Genomic DNA, 15,873 nt, shown 5'->3' on the forward strand with positions numbered 1-15,873 from the left:
GGTATCGGCGGGCCGATGGCGCTACCTGCGGCGCGACAGCATCCGCCGGTGCCCGAATTTCCCAGCATTCGAGGGTCTGCCTGCCTTGCCGGGCTTGCCCGGCGGCCGCTCGCCCGGGCTCAGATAACGCACGCGGCGCCGTCCGTCGCTGAGCAGTTTCACGCCGTCGACCATTGTTTCGCGCAGGTCCATCAGCGCGAACTGGTAGAGCTCGGGGGCGCGGGTGGCTTCGCGCAGGTAGAGGGTACAGGCGGCGGACAGCCGCATCAGCACATCGGTGTTGGGCGAGCCGGTGCGCAGATGGGCCAGGGTTTCCAGGATCCGGTCGCGCGCGTCCAGTACGCTTCTTCGGCACCGAGCCTCATCGCCAGCGCTCTCGATGATCTGCGGCTCGATCGGTGCCAGCGGCCGCTTCAGATGCAGGTCGGTGATCAGTGCCTTCAGGGCTGCGGATTCGTCCCGCTTGTCAATGCCGGCCCGGATACTCCAGCCCAGCGCGATGCCCAGTGCGATTCCCAGGGCAAGGCCGATGCCCAGCAGCAGCCCGGCCCCGGGCGCTGTGAAGTCTGTCAGGTTCAGGGGTGCCAGCCAGTCCATGTCGACCTCCGGACGAAAGCGTCATTCGACGGTACCTGCCGGTTCCGGTCACCGGGCAGGGGAGCGGTCGCATTAGGTGTTCCGGCAGCCGCATTTTCTGCAGATCACCGAGGACCGGGGTTGTCCGCATCCCTAATGCGACCAGCCCCACTGCGCAGCTAGCGTGGATACGCCGGGAGGAGAAGCAGATGGCTATGTCAATCGAGCTGGCGAAGGCGATTCACCGGGAGCGTCAGGCGGAGGCGGCAACGCGGCGGCGGCGCAGGGCGCAGAATGAGCAGGCCAGGAAGCGGAAAACAGCAACGCGTGAGCTGGGGCCGAAGGTGGAGTGGCCGGTGTTCTCAGTGCGGGTCGGGCACTTTCAATTTGCCGTATTCCGGACCGTGCGGCTTTAGCCTCGACGCGCTGTCTTAGGCACAGCGTCACACGTCGGATTTCCAGAAAAGGGCTGGTAGCGTGTCGATTTGATGCATTTGCATCCATCTGACTCAGTCTTATCCGTGGGGGAGCCATGCCATTCCGACGTACTCATTCCTGCCCGAAAACCAGTGAGGGCATCGTGCCGGAAAGGCGCCGAGGCACGCATGCCCTGGTGCTGGCCGGCCTGACCGCTGCCGTTCTAGCCATTTCCGGATGTGGCGCTGATGCCTCCGAACCCGCCGCTGAATCTGCCAGCCCTTCGGCCACCAAGAGCGCTACGCCGTCCCCCACTCCGACACCGACCTCAACTGTGGTTGCCGGCAAATCCTGCGTTGCCGCCGGAAAAACCGAAACAGTGACGACAGCTGCCAGCCCCACGCCGACGCCGTCGTCCTCTGCCTCCAAATCCGCCTCAGCCAAGCCCTCGGCGTCGGCCAGCGCTACTCCGACCAAGTCTGCGTCGCCTACCCCGACGCCGTCAGCCACCGCTGTTGCGATTGTCTTCGTCTGCACCGAGGATGACAACGGGAAGCTGGTCTGGATGGACAAGGAAACCTCCGTCACCGTGCTCGCCGATCGCAAGGCGGCGGCCGATCAGAAGGCGGCCGACGAAGAAGCGGCCGCAGCAGCCGAAGCGCAGCGGATTGCTGACGAGCAGGCTGCAGCAGCAGCGGCAGAGGCAGAGGCAGAGGCGCAGCGCGTCGCCGACGAGCAGGCACGCCAGCAGTACGTTGCACCAGCCCCGGCTCCCGCACCGGCTCCGGTTGTGCCTGCCCCGGCAGCACCTGCTCCTGCGCCGGCCGCGTACTACAAGAACTGCACGGAAGCCCGCAACGCCGGAGGAGCACCGGTCTATGCCGGTGGTCCGGGATACGGAACCCACCTTGACCGCGACGGCGACGGTATCGGCTGCGAAAAGTAGCCAGCTAAAGGTGGGCCGGGGTGATATCGCAGTCCCCGGCTATCATTCTCTCGGACACGGTCCTGGACACCATCCGCAAGGAAGTAAAGCGGAACACCGGAATCGCCACCACGGTTCAGGCCATTTCAGACATCATCCGCAACGAGATTGTGGATGCAAACTGCTGGCCATGCAGCAGCCTGAAAACAGTTAGCCGCCACCAGCCCAAGCATCCGGCCGGCGGTCTGGGAGCACAACAAAGTGGAAGAAGCCCCCGGAATTCTCCGGAGGCTTCTTCCACTCGATGAATATTTAGCGGTTGTTAATCCATGCACCGCGGTCAGAGAAGAAGGCAAGGATCGGCTCGTAAAGAACGACGTACTGGCCGGCCTCACCCGTCTTGTTCTCGAAGCAGGTGTCGCCTGTGGCGGTGCCACCCGGGGCGACCTGGCCGCTCGAGAGAAGATTATCGCTGCCCATGAACGTCGCATTGATAATGGTGCCTGAAGGCGACTGCAGCTTCCAGTCAAATGAGTTGAAATCGATGGTCTTGTCGGAAGCATTCTGCACCGTTGTATTGGTGCAAAGGGTTGCTCCCAGGGTCGCGTCACCATCGATCATCGGAGTAGAAGTGACCGTAATGTCCCCCAGAACCAGAGCCTCGCCGGCCTGGCCAATTACATCGCTTTTCTCTGCGCCGGGGAATGCGGGTGCTGCATCCTCTGCGGGAGCTGCTTCCGCGGGTGCAGCACTCTCTCCAGCCGGCGCCTGCCCGGCCGTCCCCGGCGTGGTGGTCGTATCGGCGGCTGAGTCGCTGTCGTCGCCGCCGGTGGCCACGCTGATCACAATGATCAGCAATACGATCAGCGCAAGGATGAAGCGCTTCTTTTTGAACCAGGGGCGTGACGCCTTGGTGTAGGCCTTGTCGGCTGCGGCACGCGCTTTAGAGTCGCTTTTTGTTTCAGGCGTCTGGAGGTCTTCAGACATGGTTTTTCCGTCGCATTCTCAGGTAGTTAATTGGCGGGGTATTCTCCCGTTGACAACCAACGTAGTGAGTGCACTGCCAAGACTTAACCAGGCAGACGGTAATTCCCCCAGCGAGAGTTTAGCCCATACTGCGACGTAAAGCATTTTACAAGGTTGGGATTCTGCTGCCGGTTTGGGATTCAGCTTCAGGTTTGAACCAGCAGCAGAATCCCAAACCGGTCGAATTCGCCCGAAACGGCAGGAAATCCGCACTCCGAAGACCGGCAGGGCCGGGCCCCGGCTACCCCCGGACCAGCCCGAGCATCCGGCGCAGGATCTCTTCCCCGGCCAGGATCCCGCGGGCCTCGGTGACGCGCAGGTGCGCGTCCTGGTACCCGGCGTCGTCGAGCTCGCCGTGGGCGGGCCGGAAGGCGATGTCGGCGTGCTCGAGCATGGGCCGGTCCAGCAGCGAGTCGCCGGCGGCAATCACGCGGCCGGCGCCCAGCCGGCGGACCACTTCGGTCACGGCATGCTGCTTGGTCACCGGCGCTGGCACGCAGTAGAGCTTGCGGCCCTGCAGCGACACGGTCCAGCCGCGGGCATCGCACCAGGACTCCAGCTCGAGCAGGAATTCCGCCGGCAGCGCGGCCCGGTCCACAATCGCGTAGGCGAACAGGTCCTCGGCCGAACGCAGCTTCAGGATCCAGCCGGCAAACTCGGCCCGGCCCAGATACGCCTCGATCTCGGCCAGCGGCGCGCAGCCGCCGGAGACCAGGGAACGCACCGAAACCTGCCAGTCGCCGTCGGGCTCGCCGTGATGCAGCAGCACCCCGCCGTTGGTGGTGACCGCATACTCGGGCACCGGCCCGGGCAGCTGCACCCGCCGGTACTGCGCGGCGGTGCGCGTGGTCACCGGCACAAACACGGCCTCCTGCGCGGCCTGCACCAGCAGCGCCTCGGCGGCGCGGGTCATGAAGGAAATCGGCCGGCCCTCATAGATTTCCGCGACCACCATGGCCGGAGCCAGATGGTCCTCGGTGTCCAGGAAAAACGCGTTGGCGGAATAGATCAGGGTCCGGTCCAGGTCGCAGGCCAGAATCGAGACGGCCGGGGCAGGCAGCGGCGTGACGGGAGCGACGGCGACGGCGGGATCAGTTGCGCCGGCGAGGCCGGCACCCGGAGCCAGGGCAGCGGCGGCACTCATGCGGACACCGCCACGGCCCGGCCGTCGGCGCCCACGGCGCCGGCGGTGAAACGGGGATGGATCAAACCGACACAGCTGAACGGCAGGTCCGGCACCTCCTCCACCGGGACCCCGCGCTGTTCGGCGAGCAGCAGCACATGCGCCACCTCGGCGCGCGCGTCCGGATGCACCAGCACCTTCCACGGCACCCGGCGCAGCAGCACACGGGTGGTCTCGCCGACGCCGGGCTTGACTAGGTTCACGTTGTGGATCCCGTACTCCTCGCTCAGCGCCTCCACTGCCTGCCAGCCGATCCAGGTGGGGGTCCGGTCGGTGCCGGCCAGCGCTTCAGCGGCTGCTTCGGCGTCGGCGCGCACGGCGTCGAAATGCGTGCCGACGGCGGCCAGGAAGTCCCGGGAGACGTCGGCTTCGGCCAGGTGGGCGTAGAACTTCGCGCCGTGGAAATCCGTGGGGCCGATGAGCTCGCGGTTGAACACCGTGCGCGACACCAGCCCGGACACCGTGGAGTTCAGGCAGGCCGAGGGAATCAGGTAATCCTCCCGGGTGCCGAACAGCTGCACGGAATGCCCGGGGTCGGCCAACACGGCCAGTTCGGGGGAGAACCGCACGCCGTCGGTCGCTTCGAACTTCTCCAGCGCTGCGGTGAGCTCGCGGGTGATCGCGCCCTTGCCGGTCCAGCCGTCCACGAACAGGATCCGCGCCGGATCGTACGTGGCCGCCAGGTAGCGCAGCGCATTCTCGTCCATGCCGACCCCGCGGACGATGCTCATCGTGTAATGCGGCAGGTCCAGGCCGTGCATCTGCTGCGCCCAGCGGCGCATCAGGATGCCGATGGGCGTGCCGGCCCGCGCGAGCGAAACCAGCACAGGTTCGCGGTTGCGGGCGGCCAGCGCCAGCTCCGTCACGGTGCCCACGGCCTGCGCCACCCGCGGCGCCGAGCGCTCCAGCGCCTCCTCGTACAGGCCCTGGTACTCGGCCGAGGGCAGGTATTCCATGGGCAGGGACTCGGCGTAGTTCGCGCCGCCGGACTGGATGGCGGCCTCGCGTTCGGCGGTGGGCGCTTCCAGCTTGGCATCGCGCAGGTCCTTCAGCAGCCAGGTCACATCCGCCGGCGCGTAGGAGCCGAACTCCGGTCCGGTCAGCGGCACGGCGGGCTCGGTTGCGGACTCGGCTTCTTCAGTGGTGTGGGGCACGGGGGTGGTCCAGTCGTGGGGGTCGGGAAGGTCGGCGGGCAGCAGCACGACGACGACGGCGGGCGCCACCGCGCGCAGCGCCTCGGTGATGCTGCCGGGACCGGTCAGTGACGCGGGGTCGGTGCCGGGTTCGGGCAGCAGCACGATGGCCGAGAAGCCGGCGGTGTTGTAGGCATGCCGTGGTCCGGGGCCGTCCTCGGTGACGTCGTGGCTTGCGAAGTCCACGACCGAGCGGATGGCGTAGCCGGGATCATTGATCGGCATGATGGGGGAGCGGGTGGTGGTGGAGAAGCGGACGGCGCCGGGGGCGGTGGCGGGGAGGTCATCTGTCTCTGCGAGGGCGGCAGCCACGGTCAGCGGCAGATGGATGAACTCCTCGGTGCCGAGCACCAGCACCGGGGTATCGGCGGGGTTCAGGGTCACGGACGCGGGGAGGGCGGCCCGGACGGCAGCGGTGATGGCGTCCAGCTCGGCCGGCGACGCGGATCCGGCGGGGACAATCCCGCCATCAATCCCGCCGCCGTCGCCGTCGGCGCGCCCGGTGAAGTTGCCGAACCGGTCGCTGCGGACCGGCAGGACCGCCGGCTGCACCACGGTCACGGCGCCGGGTCCGGGAGTGGCCTGCGTTTCGGTCTCGGGTCCAGTCTCCGTCAGCCCGTCGATCAGGGTCTGGGCCCGGGGAAGGATGTCCTCGCCGAGGTCGATCCGGCCGGTGCCCAGCGCCACGACGGTGATGGTGCAGCCCAGGGTGCGGGCCAGCTCGGCGAACCGGCCCCGGTCCGCGTCGGAGCGCAGGTCGATCAGTGTCGCCACGGTGTAGGACGGGTGGGCGGCGAGCTGGTGCAGTTCGGTGATGGTGTTGATGATGGTGGCGCCGGTGGAGAGCTCGTCGTCCACCAGCACGATCGGCGCGGAGCTGTCCAGCAGCGACGGATCGGTGGGCAGCAGCCGGTGCGAGGTGGCGTGCGAGTGCGACTCCTCAAACGCGCCGTAGGCCACGGCACCGGCCGGAGCGTGCCGGGTGGAGTGGATGTAGTAGGAGCCCAGGGTGTCGGCGACGATCCGGCCGAGCCCGGTGGCGGTTTCGGCATAACCGATCGTCACGGCACCGGCCACGGCCGCATCCTGCGCGACGGCCAGGGCGGCCAGCCGGGTGCGCGCCCGCCGGGCGGCCGCGTGCCGCAGTGTCGCTCCCGCGGCAGGCACCGCTCCCGCGGCAGGCAACCCGCCGTCGTCGGGCACGGATCCCAGGGCGACCCGGACGTCACCGGCCGCTGACCGCACCACTACCGGATCAACAACGCAGCCCAGCGCCTCAGCGGCCAGCACGCCGAGCAGCTCGCCGGAGGCCAGCACCAGCGCCGGATCCGTAGGCACATGCTTGGCCAGCACGCGGGAAACCAGCAGGTGCGCCCGGCGCGGATTGCGGCGCAGCGCCACGCCCACGAGGTCTTCGACGGGCAGCAGCCCGGCCGGATCGGAGTGGATCTGCACGCCCAGGGCGTCGCGGACGTAACTGCCGGTCCAGGGCTGCGGGGTCAATTCATGCTCGCTTCCAGCAGGTCTACATAGGTGATGTCCGGCGCCGCGACACCGTAGGCTGCGGCGCGGACCAGGGTGGACGCGGCCCACGCCTGGTGCGGTTTCATCTCGTTCATTTTGTTCCGGTACGGGGACGCCGCGGCGCCGCCGGCCGCCTGCCCGGAAATGTGCAGCGCATCCACATAGGATTCGTGGCTGATTACCGACATGGCATGCACCAGCGGCACATGCGAGGGATGGATGACGGTCTTGCCGAGCAGCCCGTTGGCCTGGTCCAGTTCGATCTCGCGGATCAGCCCGTCCAGGTGCTCGGTGAGCAGCCGCTGGCGCAGCTGCACCTCGTCGGCGTCGACAAATGGAGTGGAGCGCAGCAGTGGCCGCAGCAGCCGCTCGCCCGAGCCGTAGTGTTCCCAAACGGGCCCGGAAATCACAAAACCGCCGGGCCGGCCGAGCGCGTTGACGATGTCGCCGATCACGGCAGACACCACCTTGACGTCGTAGATGGTCAGGTCGCGGGAGCGGCGCAGCCCGAAGGCGCTGGACATGTCGGTGGCGCCGATCCGCACGGACAGGATGTCGTCCCGGTTGGCCTGCAGCACCTGGTAGATGCCGGTGAGCGTTTGGGTGCGCGACTCGGCGTGGATCATCAGCGGAGACTCGAGGATGGGCATGGCCAGCAGCCGGCGGGCCTGCGGATCCAGGCGCTGCAGGCCCTGGTTCGCTTCATGCAGGGCGTCCAGGAACCGCTGTGCGGCGCCGGTGGTGTTCTCGAACTTGGGCAGCACAAACCCGGTCAGTCCGGCCAGAGAGGTGCCGGCGCGGGCGCTGATCCTCAGCAGCTGCTCGGGGGTGCGGATGCGCAGGAAGAGCATCAGTGGTTCCTCGGTGCGCCCGCTCTCGCGGCGGTCTGCGGCGAGCTCGGCGAGGACGGTGACGACGTTGTCCTCGGCCGCGGGCACGTCCTCATCGGCGATGGAGTCCTCCAGGCAGATGACCATGCTCATGGCGCCGCGGGCGGCCTGCTTGGCGATGTCCTTGACCAGCTCCGGCCGGGTTCCGGGCGAATACAGGGTGGCGCCGAGCGCGGTGGCCAGCAGCCCGGCCGGCGAGGCGGCGCTGAGCGGCTGCGGGGGCAGATGGAACAGGCGGGCGGTGTCGGCCTCGCTGAAATAGCTGAAATGCCGCATGGCTTAGTTCCTTCGCAGCGAGGCGGAGACGGATTCGGTCATGGAGAAACCGAATTCCGCCCAGATTTCCCGCGGCTCCAGCCCGGCGGGCAGCGGTTCGGCGCGCAGCTCCACCTGGTTGCCCACGCGCAGCAGGGACAGCACCTGCATCAGCGGCTGGGCGGAGCCGGCTGAACCGCCCGGGCTGGCGGGGTCGGTGGTCTCGAAGGGCACGGCAACACTGCCGCCGTCGTAAATTTCCACGAGCATGGTGGTGCCCGGCTGTGGAATGAACAGGGCCCGGCGCAGTTCGCCGATGTGGCGCAGCGGCACCACCGCGACCTTCTCCACGTAGTCCAGCAGCTGGCGGTTGCCGGACGTCTGCACCTCGGTGCCGGTGATGTCCGTGCGGTCCGCGGTGCGCGCGCCGGTGGTCAGGTCGGTGGCCTCCCACACCACGGCGCGGGTGCCGGTGACCAGCAGGCTGCCGATGGCGGACTGCAGTGGGGACAGGCGCACCAGCGGGGCCTTTTCGTCCAGGGTGCGGACCTCGTCGATTTCCGGGGCCGCGAACAGCCGGGCGGCCGGGTTCGCGCTGCGGGCCGGACCGCCGGCGCGGGTGCCGCCGGGAGCGTTGCTGTTTCCGGTGGCGGGGGCGGCGGCACGGGAGGCCGAGGCCTCAGCGGCGGGGGAGAGGCCCAGCGACAGCGACGGCACGGATGAGCTCGTCGTGGCGGCGGGCGGGGGCGGCTGGGTGCCGGGCCGCGGCGTCGTCGGGCGGGAAAGGCCCAGCGATAACGACGGCGGCGACGACGGCGGCGTGGAGGTTGCCGGCGGGGCAGCAACAGCGGGTGCCGGGGCAGCCGGCCGGACGGCGGAATGGACTGCCGGTGCGGCAGCCGCGGACGCCGCCGCGGGCTTGACCCGGCGGGTCAGGAACGGGAAATCGGTGCGGGCGCCGGGGGAACGGTTGATCGCCATCGGCTAGATGCCGAAGCCGAAATCGGCGGCCAGGCCGCGCAGCCCGGTGGTGTAGCCCTGGCCCAGGGCGCGGAATTTCCAGCCGTCGCGGTGCCGGTACAGCTCGCCGAACATCATCGCGGTGATGGAGTCCAGCTTGCCCGGGGCGATGCCGAAGCGCACCAGTTCCCGGCCGTCGGCACCCGCCACGTGGATGTACGCGTCGCGGACCGCGGCGAAGGTCCCGGGGCCGCGGATTTCCGGGTCGGCATAAACGGCAAACACGATCTTCGCCACCTGCTCCGGCACGCCGGGCAGGTGCACGTCGATCTGCTCCTGGTCCTCGGAGCCGGCGAACACCACGGCGGAATCCGGGCTGGCCAGCTGGTTGAAGAACACCAGGTGGGCATCGGACAGGACCCGGCCGTCGCCGTCGCACAATAGCGCCAGCGGCACCAGCTCGGCCTGCGGCCCGCGGCTGGCGATCACCGACCAGCCCAGGCCCACCATCACATCGGTGAGGCCGGGGTTCTCGGCGGTCAGGGCGGCGTTGGCGCCGGCAACCAGGGAGCCCATCAGCGCTCACCGAGCTGCAGCGTGGAGGGGGCGAATTTGTCTTCCAGGAACCGGCCGTGGGTGGACAGTTCGGCGATGGCACCGGTGCGGACCTGGTTGTCCAGGTCCCGGGCGATGCCCTCCAGGGTGGTGAGCTGTTCAACGAGCAATGCGGTGGCCTCGGAATCGTCGCTGCGCTCCCGCTCGCTGATGCCGGTGTAGGCACGCAGGGGAGTGGGCAGGTAGTTGGTGATGATGGCGTTGAGCAGTACCCGCTGCTCGGTGGACGCGCCGTGTTCGGCAATGTGGCCCAGCAGCGGCCGCAGCACGTCCTCAATCTGCCGGACCTGGGAAGTGACCAGCGGGGGCAGCGCGGCACCGGCTGCACGCACGGCGCGGCGCAGCCGGTCCAGGGATTCAACCGTGTCCCGCAGCTCGTCATCCTCGGTGGACGGCGGCGCCGGTTCGGCAACACCCGCGGCCGGAGCCGGGGCGTTGCCGAACAGGGAGCCGAAGAATCTGCCGATCACTGTTTCACCGTTTCGAACTCATTGTCGCTGACCAAACGGACTAGCGGGACTCGCTCTGGCGGGACCGCTCCAGGTACGGGCGGGCCTTTTCCAGACCGGACTCCAGCGACTTGACCGTGCCTTCCATGTTCTTTGCGGCCTCGGAACGGAACGTGTCGATCGCGTCCATGGTCTCGAAGACGTTGTCGAACGCCTTCTGCAGGGTCTCCACGCTCACGCCGGAGCTGGAGGCCTGCTGGTGGATGCGGGCGGTCTGGTCCTTGAGCATTTCGCTGGTGCTCAGGATCATGTTGTTCGTGGTGGTGTTCACCGCGTCGATCTGGTCCAGGACCATCTTCTGGTTGGCCAGGGCCTGGGCCACGATCACAGCGGTGCGCAGCGCGGAAATGGTGGTGGTGCGGGCGCGTTCCACACCCTTGATCAGTTCCACGTTGTTCTTGCGGATCAGGTCCATGGCCAGGTAGCCCTGCACCGAGACGGCCAGCTGGGTGAGGATGTCCTGGCGGCGCTGCCGGACCGGGAAGAGGATGTCCGCTTCCAAAGCCTTGGCTTCCTCGATCTGGCCGGCGTTGCGGGCGGTTTCGATCTTCTGCACGCAGGCCGCGTCCAGGGCGTCGGCGAGCACGGAGTACTCGGTCAGGTCCTGCATGGTCTTCCAGAGCTGGACCTTTTCCCCGGCGAGGGAGGCGTTGTCCTTGAGCAGTTCATCCTGCCCGGCCATCAGGGCCTTGATGATCTTGTCCAGCTGCACCTGCGCGGTCTCGTACTTCTGGAAGTACTTGGCCAGCTTGTTGCCGCCGGGAATGAAGCCCAGGATCTTACGGCCGGTGCTGAGGTTGGCCTGGTTCGGGGTGAGGTCCTCCACCGTGGTCCGCAGCTCGCCAAGAGTGTTGGCCACCTTCTTCTGCGAGTCGTTGCCGGACTTCTTGGCGCCGGCCACGGACGTGGAGGAGCGCTCCAGCAGGCGGGAGGAGTAGCCGGCGGAGGCGGTCATTTCCGCTCCGGCCAGCTTGTTGATGCTGTCCACCTGCGAGCTGAACTCGGGGCTGCGGGCGTCAAGCTTCGAAACTTCGTCCACGAAGGCCTTGGCCTGCACGGCAAGTTCGCGGCGCCGCTCATCGGGAATCGGCACCATGCCCGGGGCATCGGCCGGGGCAACCTCGGCCGGCGGCTCGGGTGCATGGAGGACCAGGGTGGCTTCGGTGGCGTCCGGGGGTGTCAACGGGGTGGTCATGTCCAGCCTTTTCTGCTTGAGCGGCGTCTGATTGGAGCTGTGTCTGATGGAGCTGCGGGGAGTGCTCCCAAAAATGGAACACTCCCCGTGTGGAACGGAAGGAAAAAACCGGGACTAGCTCAGGTCGACACCGAAATCGGTGGCGATGCCGGCCAGGCCGGTGGCGTAGCCCTGGCCCACGGCCTTGAACTTCCAGTCGCCGCCGTTGCGGTAGATCTCGGCGAAGATCATGGACGTCTCGGGTGCTGCGTCCTCGCTGAGGTCGTAACGGACAATTTCCTGCTCGGTGCCCTGGTTGATCACACGGCAGTAGGCGCCGCGGACCTGGCCGAAGTTCTGCCGGCGGGTATCGGCCTGGTCGATGGAAACGACAATGACCACGCGTTCGACGTCGGCGCCGACCTTGGTCAGGTCGACCAGGATCTGCTCGTCGTCGCCGTCGCCGGCGCCGGAGCGGTTGTCACCGAGGTGGGTGACGGAGCCGTCGGCAGCGGCGGGCTGGTTGTAGAAGATGAAGTCCGCCGAGGAACGCACCTTGCCGCTGGCCGAGACCAGCAGGGCTGATGCGTCCAGGTCGAAGGCGTCGCCCGTGGTGCTGCGCGGGTCCCAGCCCAGTCCGACCAGTGCCTGCTGCAGGCCCGGATCGGTCTTGGTCAGGGAGAGGTTGCTGCCCTTGGTGAGGGAAAGTCCTGCCATGGTGATGCACTCCTTTTTGGGGTTGAACGCTGTGCTGCGTGGACGCTTTGCTGCGTGCTGCTGAGGCCTGGAGCCTAGTCCAGGGCGATGCCGAAATCGGTGGCGATTCCGTACAGGCCCGAGGCGTAGCCCTGGCCGACGGCGCGGAATTTCCATTCGCCACGGTTGCGGTAGATCTCCGCGAAAATCATCGAGGTCTCCGACGCTGCATCCTCGCTGAGGTCGTAGCGCACCACCTCGCGGTCGGTGTCCTGGTTGACCACGCGGCAGAACGCGTCGCGGATCTGCCCGAAGTTCTGGTGCCGGGCATCGGCCTGGTCGATGGAGACCACAATGACGATCCGGTCCACATCGTCCGCCACCAGGGTCAGGTCGATGAGGATCTTCTCGTCGTCGCCGTCGCCGGCACCGGTGCGGTTGTCGCCCTGGTGGACGACGGCGCCGTCGGGCGTGGCCAGCTGGTTGTAGAAGATGAAGTCAGCCTGGGAACGGACCTTGCCGCTGCTGCTCAGCAGCAGTGCCGAGGCGTCCAGGTCAAAGGAATCACCGCTGGTGGTGCGGGGATCCCAGCCAAGGCCGATCATGGCCCGTTCCAGGCCGGGATCGGCCTTGGTCAGGGAGAGGTTGCCGCCCTTGCTCAGGCTCAGACTGCTCATCGGATTCCTTTGCTGCTAGAGGACGCGTGCTGCGTGCGGGATCAGGTCGACGACGGTGCGGCCGGTGGCGCGGTCGCCGATGGCCTTGAACGTCCAGCCGGCGCCGTCGCGGGAAACCTTGGCCATGATCATGGCGGTGTGGGTTCCGGCGTCGGTGAGCTCGTAGCGGGCGATCTCCGGGCTGCCGGAGGTTGAGTCATCCACCAGGCGGCAGAAGGCGTTCTGCACCAGGTCGAAGCTCTGTCCGCTGTAGCTGCTGATCACGAAGACGATCTGCGTGACGGCGGGGGAGACCTTGGTCAGGTCCACCAGGATGGTCTCGTCGTCGCCGTCGCCGGCACCCGTGACGTTGTCACCGGTGTGGCGGGTGGAGCCGTCCTTGGAGGCCAGCTGGCCGTACCAGATCGAGTCCACGGCCTTGCCGGCGGCGTCGAAGAAGATGGCCGAGGCATCCAGGTCCACTTCGGCCGCCTTGCGGGTGCCGAACAGTCCGCGCTTGACCGGTGCTGCGGAGTCCCAGCCCAGGCCCATCCGGGTCCGGGTGAGGGCGCCGCCGTCGCGCTTGGTCAGTGAAAGGGATTCGCCCTTTTTCAAGCTAAGTGCCATGTTGTTCCCAATTCCTTAGGTTTGTGACTTCAGGGGGTGTTACTTGGAAAATTCGGGGGTGGCCGGGGCGGCCGCCGCAACCCGCTTGTTGCGGATGATCGAGGAGGTCAGCGCGGCGATGATGAAGACCAGGCCGATCAGGCCGGTGATGACCTCGTTGATGTGGATGTTGATGGTCAGCAGCAGGATCACAGAGAGGGCGCCGATGGCCCAGTGCGCGCCGTGGTCCAGGTAGACGTAGTCGTCCAGGGTGCCCTGCTTGACCAGGAAGATGGTCATGGAGCGGACGAAGATGGCCCCGATGAGGCCCAGGCCCAGCGCGATGATGATCGGGTCCGAGGTGATCGCGAAGGCACCGATGACGCCGTCGAAGGAGAAGGACGCGTCGATGACTTCCAGGTAGAGGAAGAGCATGAAGGCTGCCTTGCCGGTTGCCTTGACCAGCCCGTTGGGGCCGGACTTCTTGCCGCCGGCGATCTTCGCCGCGGTGGCATCGGTGTCGTCGGCATCCGTGTCGCCGTCGCCGTCGACGTCGAAGAGGTCGCCCAGCCCGGTGACCAGGAGGTAGGTCAGGATTCCGGCGGCGCCGGCGATGAATACGTCAACCTGGCTGTCACCGGCAAAGGCGCCGATGAACAGCAGTGCGGCCATGGCCACGACCAGCGTGGCGCTGCCGAGCTTGCCGATGAAGGCCAGCGGGCGTTCCAGGAAGCCCAGCCAGTGGATGTCGCGCTCTTCGAACATGAAGTCCAGGAAGAGCATGAGCAGGAAGAGTCCGCCGTAGGCGGCGATCTGCGGGTGGGCCTCATTGAGCAGGTAGGCGTACGTGCCTTCGGTCTCGATGTCGCCCTTTTCCAGGGCGAGCGTCAGCGCTTCGGCCGGGTTGAGGCTGGCGGTGACACCCACGATGAGCAGCGGGAAGAGGATGCGCATGCCGACGACGGCGATCAGGATGCCCACGGTGAGGAACATCTTCTGCCAGAAGGGGCTCATGCGTTCGAGGATGCGGGCGTTGACCACCGCGTTGTCGAAGCTGAGGCTGATCTCGAGCACGCCGAGAATGGCGCAGAGAATAAGGGCGTTGGTGCCGCCGTAAAGGAAGGCGAGGACCAGCGCCACGCCGGTCAGGATGAATGACCAGCCAAAAGTTTTCGCGAACACTCCGCTTGCAGCTCCTTCAGGTGCTTGTTTCCCCGCATTCCGGGAGGCGGAAGCGGGGCAATAATAAGGCAAGGGGTGTCCCCTGATTTATCTTTCAGTATGTCGTACCCTCCCGCAGGGTAGCAAATGACCTTTTGAGTGCGCCCGGCCGCCGTTTTCGGGAACTTGTTGCACCGGAATCGGGGCATAAACGGGGGAATGCCGCACGCGTTTTACCGCCTTTTGCGACGATGTCCACGGCCATGGGGATTGGTCACATTTCGGCTGCGATTAGCGTGCTCATTCGGGTTAATCGGGTTCGTTGGATGCAGCCGTAGGCTGGGGGCATGCAGCCACAGCCCGTCATCGCCGTCCTGGCCGGAAACCGTCCCATTGTTGGCCTGGCAGAGCTGGAGCGCGAGGCCGAGGTGCGGGTCACCGACGCGGCCGGCCTGCCCGCGGCCCTGCCCGGGGCGGACATTCTGTATCTCTGGGACTTCTTCGCCGACGGCGTCCGGCAGGCCTGGCCGGCTGCCGATTCCCTGCGCTGGATCCACGTTCCGGCCGCCGGCGTGGACAAGCTGCTGTTTCCGGAGCTGGCGGCCTCCGACGTTGTGCTCACCAACGCCCGCGGGATCTTCGACCGGCCGATGGCGGAGCATGTGCTGGGCGCGCTGCTCCACTTAGCGAAGGATTTCGGCCGGGCGGCCGCGCAGCAGCGGGCGCGGCAGTGGAGCCATTACGGAACCGCCGACCTGGCCGGGGCGTCGGTGCTGGTGGCCGGCACCGGGAGCATCGGCCGCACCACCGCGCAGCTGCTCACCGCCGTCGGGCTCCATGTGGAGGGGATGGGCCGCACCGCCCGCAGCGGCGATCCGGACTTCGGCACCATCCACGCCAGCGCCGACTTCGCAGTTGTGGCCGGGCAGTACGACTACATCGTCCTGGCGGCCCCCTTGACCCCGCAAACGCGCGGGCTGCTCAGCCGCGATGTCCTGGCCGCGATGAAGCCGACGGCGGTAGTGGTCAATGTGGGCCGCGGCGCCTTGGCGGACGAGTCCGCACTGGAGGACGCGCTGCGGACCGGGCGGCTGGCCGGGGCGGCACTGGACGTGTTCGAGGCCGAGCCGCTGCCGGTGAGCAGCGGGCTCTGGGAGCTGGAGAATGTCCTGGTCACCCCGCACCTGTCCGGGGATGCGCAGAACCGGTTGCCGGCGCTGGCCCGCCAGTTCGCCGACAATCTGGCCGCGTATAAGGCCGGGCGGCCGTTGGCGAATGTCGTGGACAAGCGGCTGGGGTTTGTTTCAGCCTGAGCTCTTGCCGTGTTGCCCTTCGCCGAGTTGCCGTTCGTCGAGTGTCGGGTTGCTGCCGTTCTCCTTCGCCGAGTGTCGGGTTGCTGCCGGAATAGCGGCCGGACTTAGGCATGATCCCGACACTCGGCGGACGGACAGGGCGTGATCCCGACACTCGCCGGGTCGGTGTCGCGTGGAAGGGCGTGATCCCGACA

The 15,873-nt window shown here is 67.4% G+C and carries 16 protein-coding genes; 3 read left to right on the forward strand and 13 right to left on the reverse strand.

What is annotated here, in order from left to right; translation table 11 throughout:
- Window positions 1-21: 21 nt before the first annotated feature.
- Window positions 22-597, reverse strand: a complete 576-nt coding sequence (locus KKR91_RS03720; protein WP_210229986.1) for a hypothetical protein — start codon at window positions 595-597, stop codon at window positions 22-24.
- Between the two features lie 188 nt (window positions 598-785).
- Here KKR91_RS03720 and KKR91_RS03725 point away from each other — a divergent pair, with 188 nt between their 5' ends.
- Together KKR91_RS03725 and KKR91_RS16940 are read left to right on the forward strand one after the other, a co-directional pair.
- On the forward strand, window positions 786-992 hold the full coding sequence (locus KKR91_RS03725) for a hypothetical protein (protein ID WP_215057271.1): 207 nt from the start codon (window positions 786-788) through the stop codon (window positions 990-992).
- Window positions 993-1,108: 116 nt separating this feature from the next.
- Window positions 1,109-1,939, forward strand: coding sequence for an excalibur calcium-binding domain-containing protein (locus tag KKR91_RS16940; protein ID WP_237687476.1), 831 nt, complete (start codon window positions 1,109-1,111; stop codon window positions 1,937-1,939).
- Window positions 1,940-2,230: 291 nt separating this feature from the next.
- Here KKR91_RS16940 and KKR91_RS03735 read toward each other — a convergent pair whose 3' ends face one another.
- From KKR91_RS03735 to KKR91_RS03790, 12 genes are all read right to left on the reverse strand, one after another.
- A complete protein-coding gene (locus tag KKR91_RS03735; RefSeq protein WP_210229987.1) occupies window positions 2,231-2,905 on the reverse strand; it encodes a DUF4352 domain-containing protein in 675 nt (224 codons plus the stop codon).
- A gap of 280 nt (window positions 2,906-3,185) precedes the next feature.
- Window positions 3,186-4,088, reverse strand: coding sequence for an HAD family hydrolase (locus KKR91_RS03740; protein ID WP_237687477.1), 903 nt, complete (start codon window positions 4,086-4,088; stop codon window positions 3,186-3,188).
- Window positions 4,085-6,823: a phosphoribosyltransferase domain-containing protein gene (locus KKR91_RS03745; RefSeq protein ID WP_210229988.1), complete on the reverse strand. Its 2,739-nt coding sequence runs from the start codon at window positions 6,821-6,823 to the stop codon at window positions 4,085-4,087. Before KKR91_RS03745 ends, KKR91_RS03740 begins: the two co-directional genes overlap by 4 nt.
- A complete protein-coding gene (locus KKR91_RS03750; protein WP_210229989.1) occupies window positions 6,820-8,010 on the reverse strand; it encodes an HpcH/HpaI aldolase/citrate lyase family protein in 1,191 nt (396 codons plus the stop codon). The genes KKR91_RS03745 and KKR91_RS03750 overlap by 4 nt, the downstream gene beginning before the upstream one ends.
- Before the next feature lie 3 nt (window positions 8,011-8,013).
- Window positions 8,014-8,970, reverse strand: a complete 957-nt coding sequence (locus tag KKR91_RS03755; protein ID WP_210229990.1) for a hypothetical protein — start codon at window positions 8,968-8,970, stop codon at window positions 8,014-8,016.
- Between the two features lie 3 nt (window positions 8,971-8,973).
- Window positions 8,974-9,525 (reverse strand): TerD family protein, encoded by a 552-nt coding sequence (locus KKR91_RS03760; protein WP_210229992.1) that lies wholly within the window; start codon window positions 9,523-9,525, stop codon window positions 8,974-8,976.
- Window positions 9,525-10,034 (reverse strand): hypothetical protein, encoded by a 510-nt coding sequence (locus KKR91_RS03765; RefSeq protein WP_210229994.1) that lies wholly within the window; start codon window positions 10,032-10,034, stop codon window positions 9,525-9,527. Before KKR91_RS03765 ends, KKR91_RS03760 begins: the two co-directional genes overlap by 1 nt.
- A 40-nt stretch (window positions 10,035-10,074) precedes the next feature.
- The gene (locus KKR91_RS03770) at window positions 10,075-11,268 is read right to left on the reverse strand and encodes a toxic anion resistance protein (protein WP_237687478.1); all 1,194 of its coding nucleotides are present in this window, start codon (window positions 11,266-11,268) and stop codon (window positions 10,075-10,077) included.
- A gap of 114 nt (window positions 11,269-11,382) precedes the next feature.
- A complete protein-coding gene (locus KKR91_RS03775) occupies window positions 11,383-11,964 on the reverse strand; it encodes a TerD family protein (RefSeq protein ID WP_210229996.1) in 582 nt (193 codons plus the stop codon).
- A gap of 74 nt (window positions 11,965-12,038) precedes the next feature.
- Window positions 12,039-12,620, reverse strand: coding sequence for a TerD family protein (locus tag KKR91_RS03780; protein ID WP_210229998.1), 582 nt, complete (start codon window positions 12,618-12,620; stop codon window positions 12,039-12,041).
- A 15-nt stretch (window positions 12,621-12,635) separates the two neighbouring features.
- Entirely contained in the window at window positions 12,636-13,226 is a 591-nt protein-coding gene (locus tag KKR91_RS03785; protein WP_210230000.1) for a TerD family protein, read from the reverse strand.
- A gap of 39 nt (window positions 13,227-13,265) precedes the next feature.
- Window positions 13,266-14,387, reverse strand: coding sequence for a DUF475 domain-containing protein (locus tag KKR91_RS03790; RefSeq protein WP_210230002.1), 1,122 nt, complete (start codon window positions 14,385-14,387; stop codon window positions 13,266-13,268).
- 326 nt (window positions 14,388-14,713) lie between these two features.
- Here KKR91_RS03790 and KKR91_RS03795 point away from each other — a divergent pair, with 326 nt between their 5' ends.
- Window positions 14,714-15,679: a D-2-hydroxyacid dehydrogenase gene (locus KKR91_RS03795; protein WP_210230004.1), complete on the forward strand. Its 966-nt coding sequence runs from the start codon at window positions 14,714-14,716 to the stop codon at window positions 15,677-15,679.
- Window positions 15,680-15,873 lie beyond the last annotated feature (194 nt).

Origin of the sequence: Arthrobacter jiangjiafuii (assembly GCF_018622995.1) — a bacterium.
GTDB lineage: Bacteria > Actinomycetota > Actinomycetes > Actinomycetales > Micrococcaceae > Arthrobacter_B > Arthrobacter_B jiangjiafuii.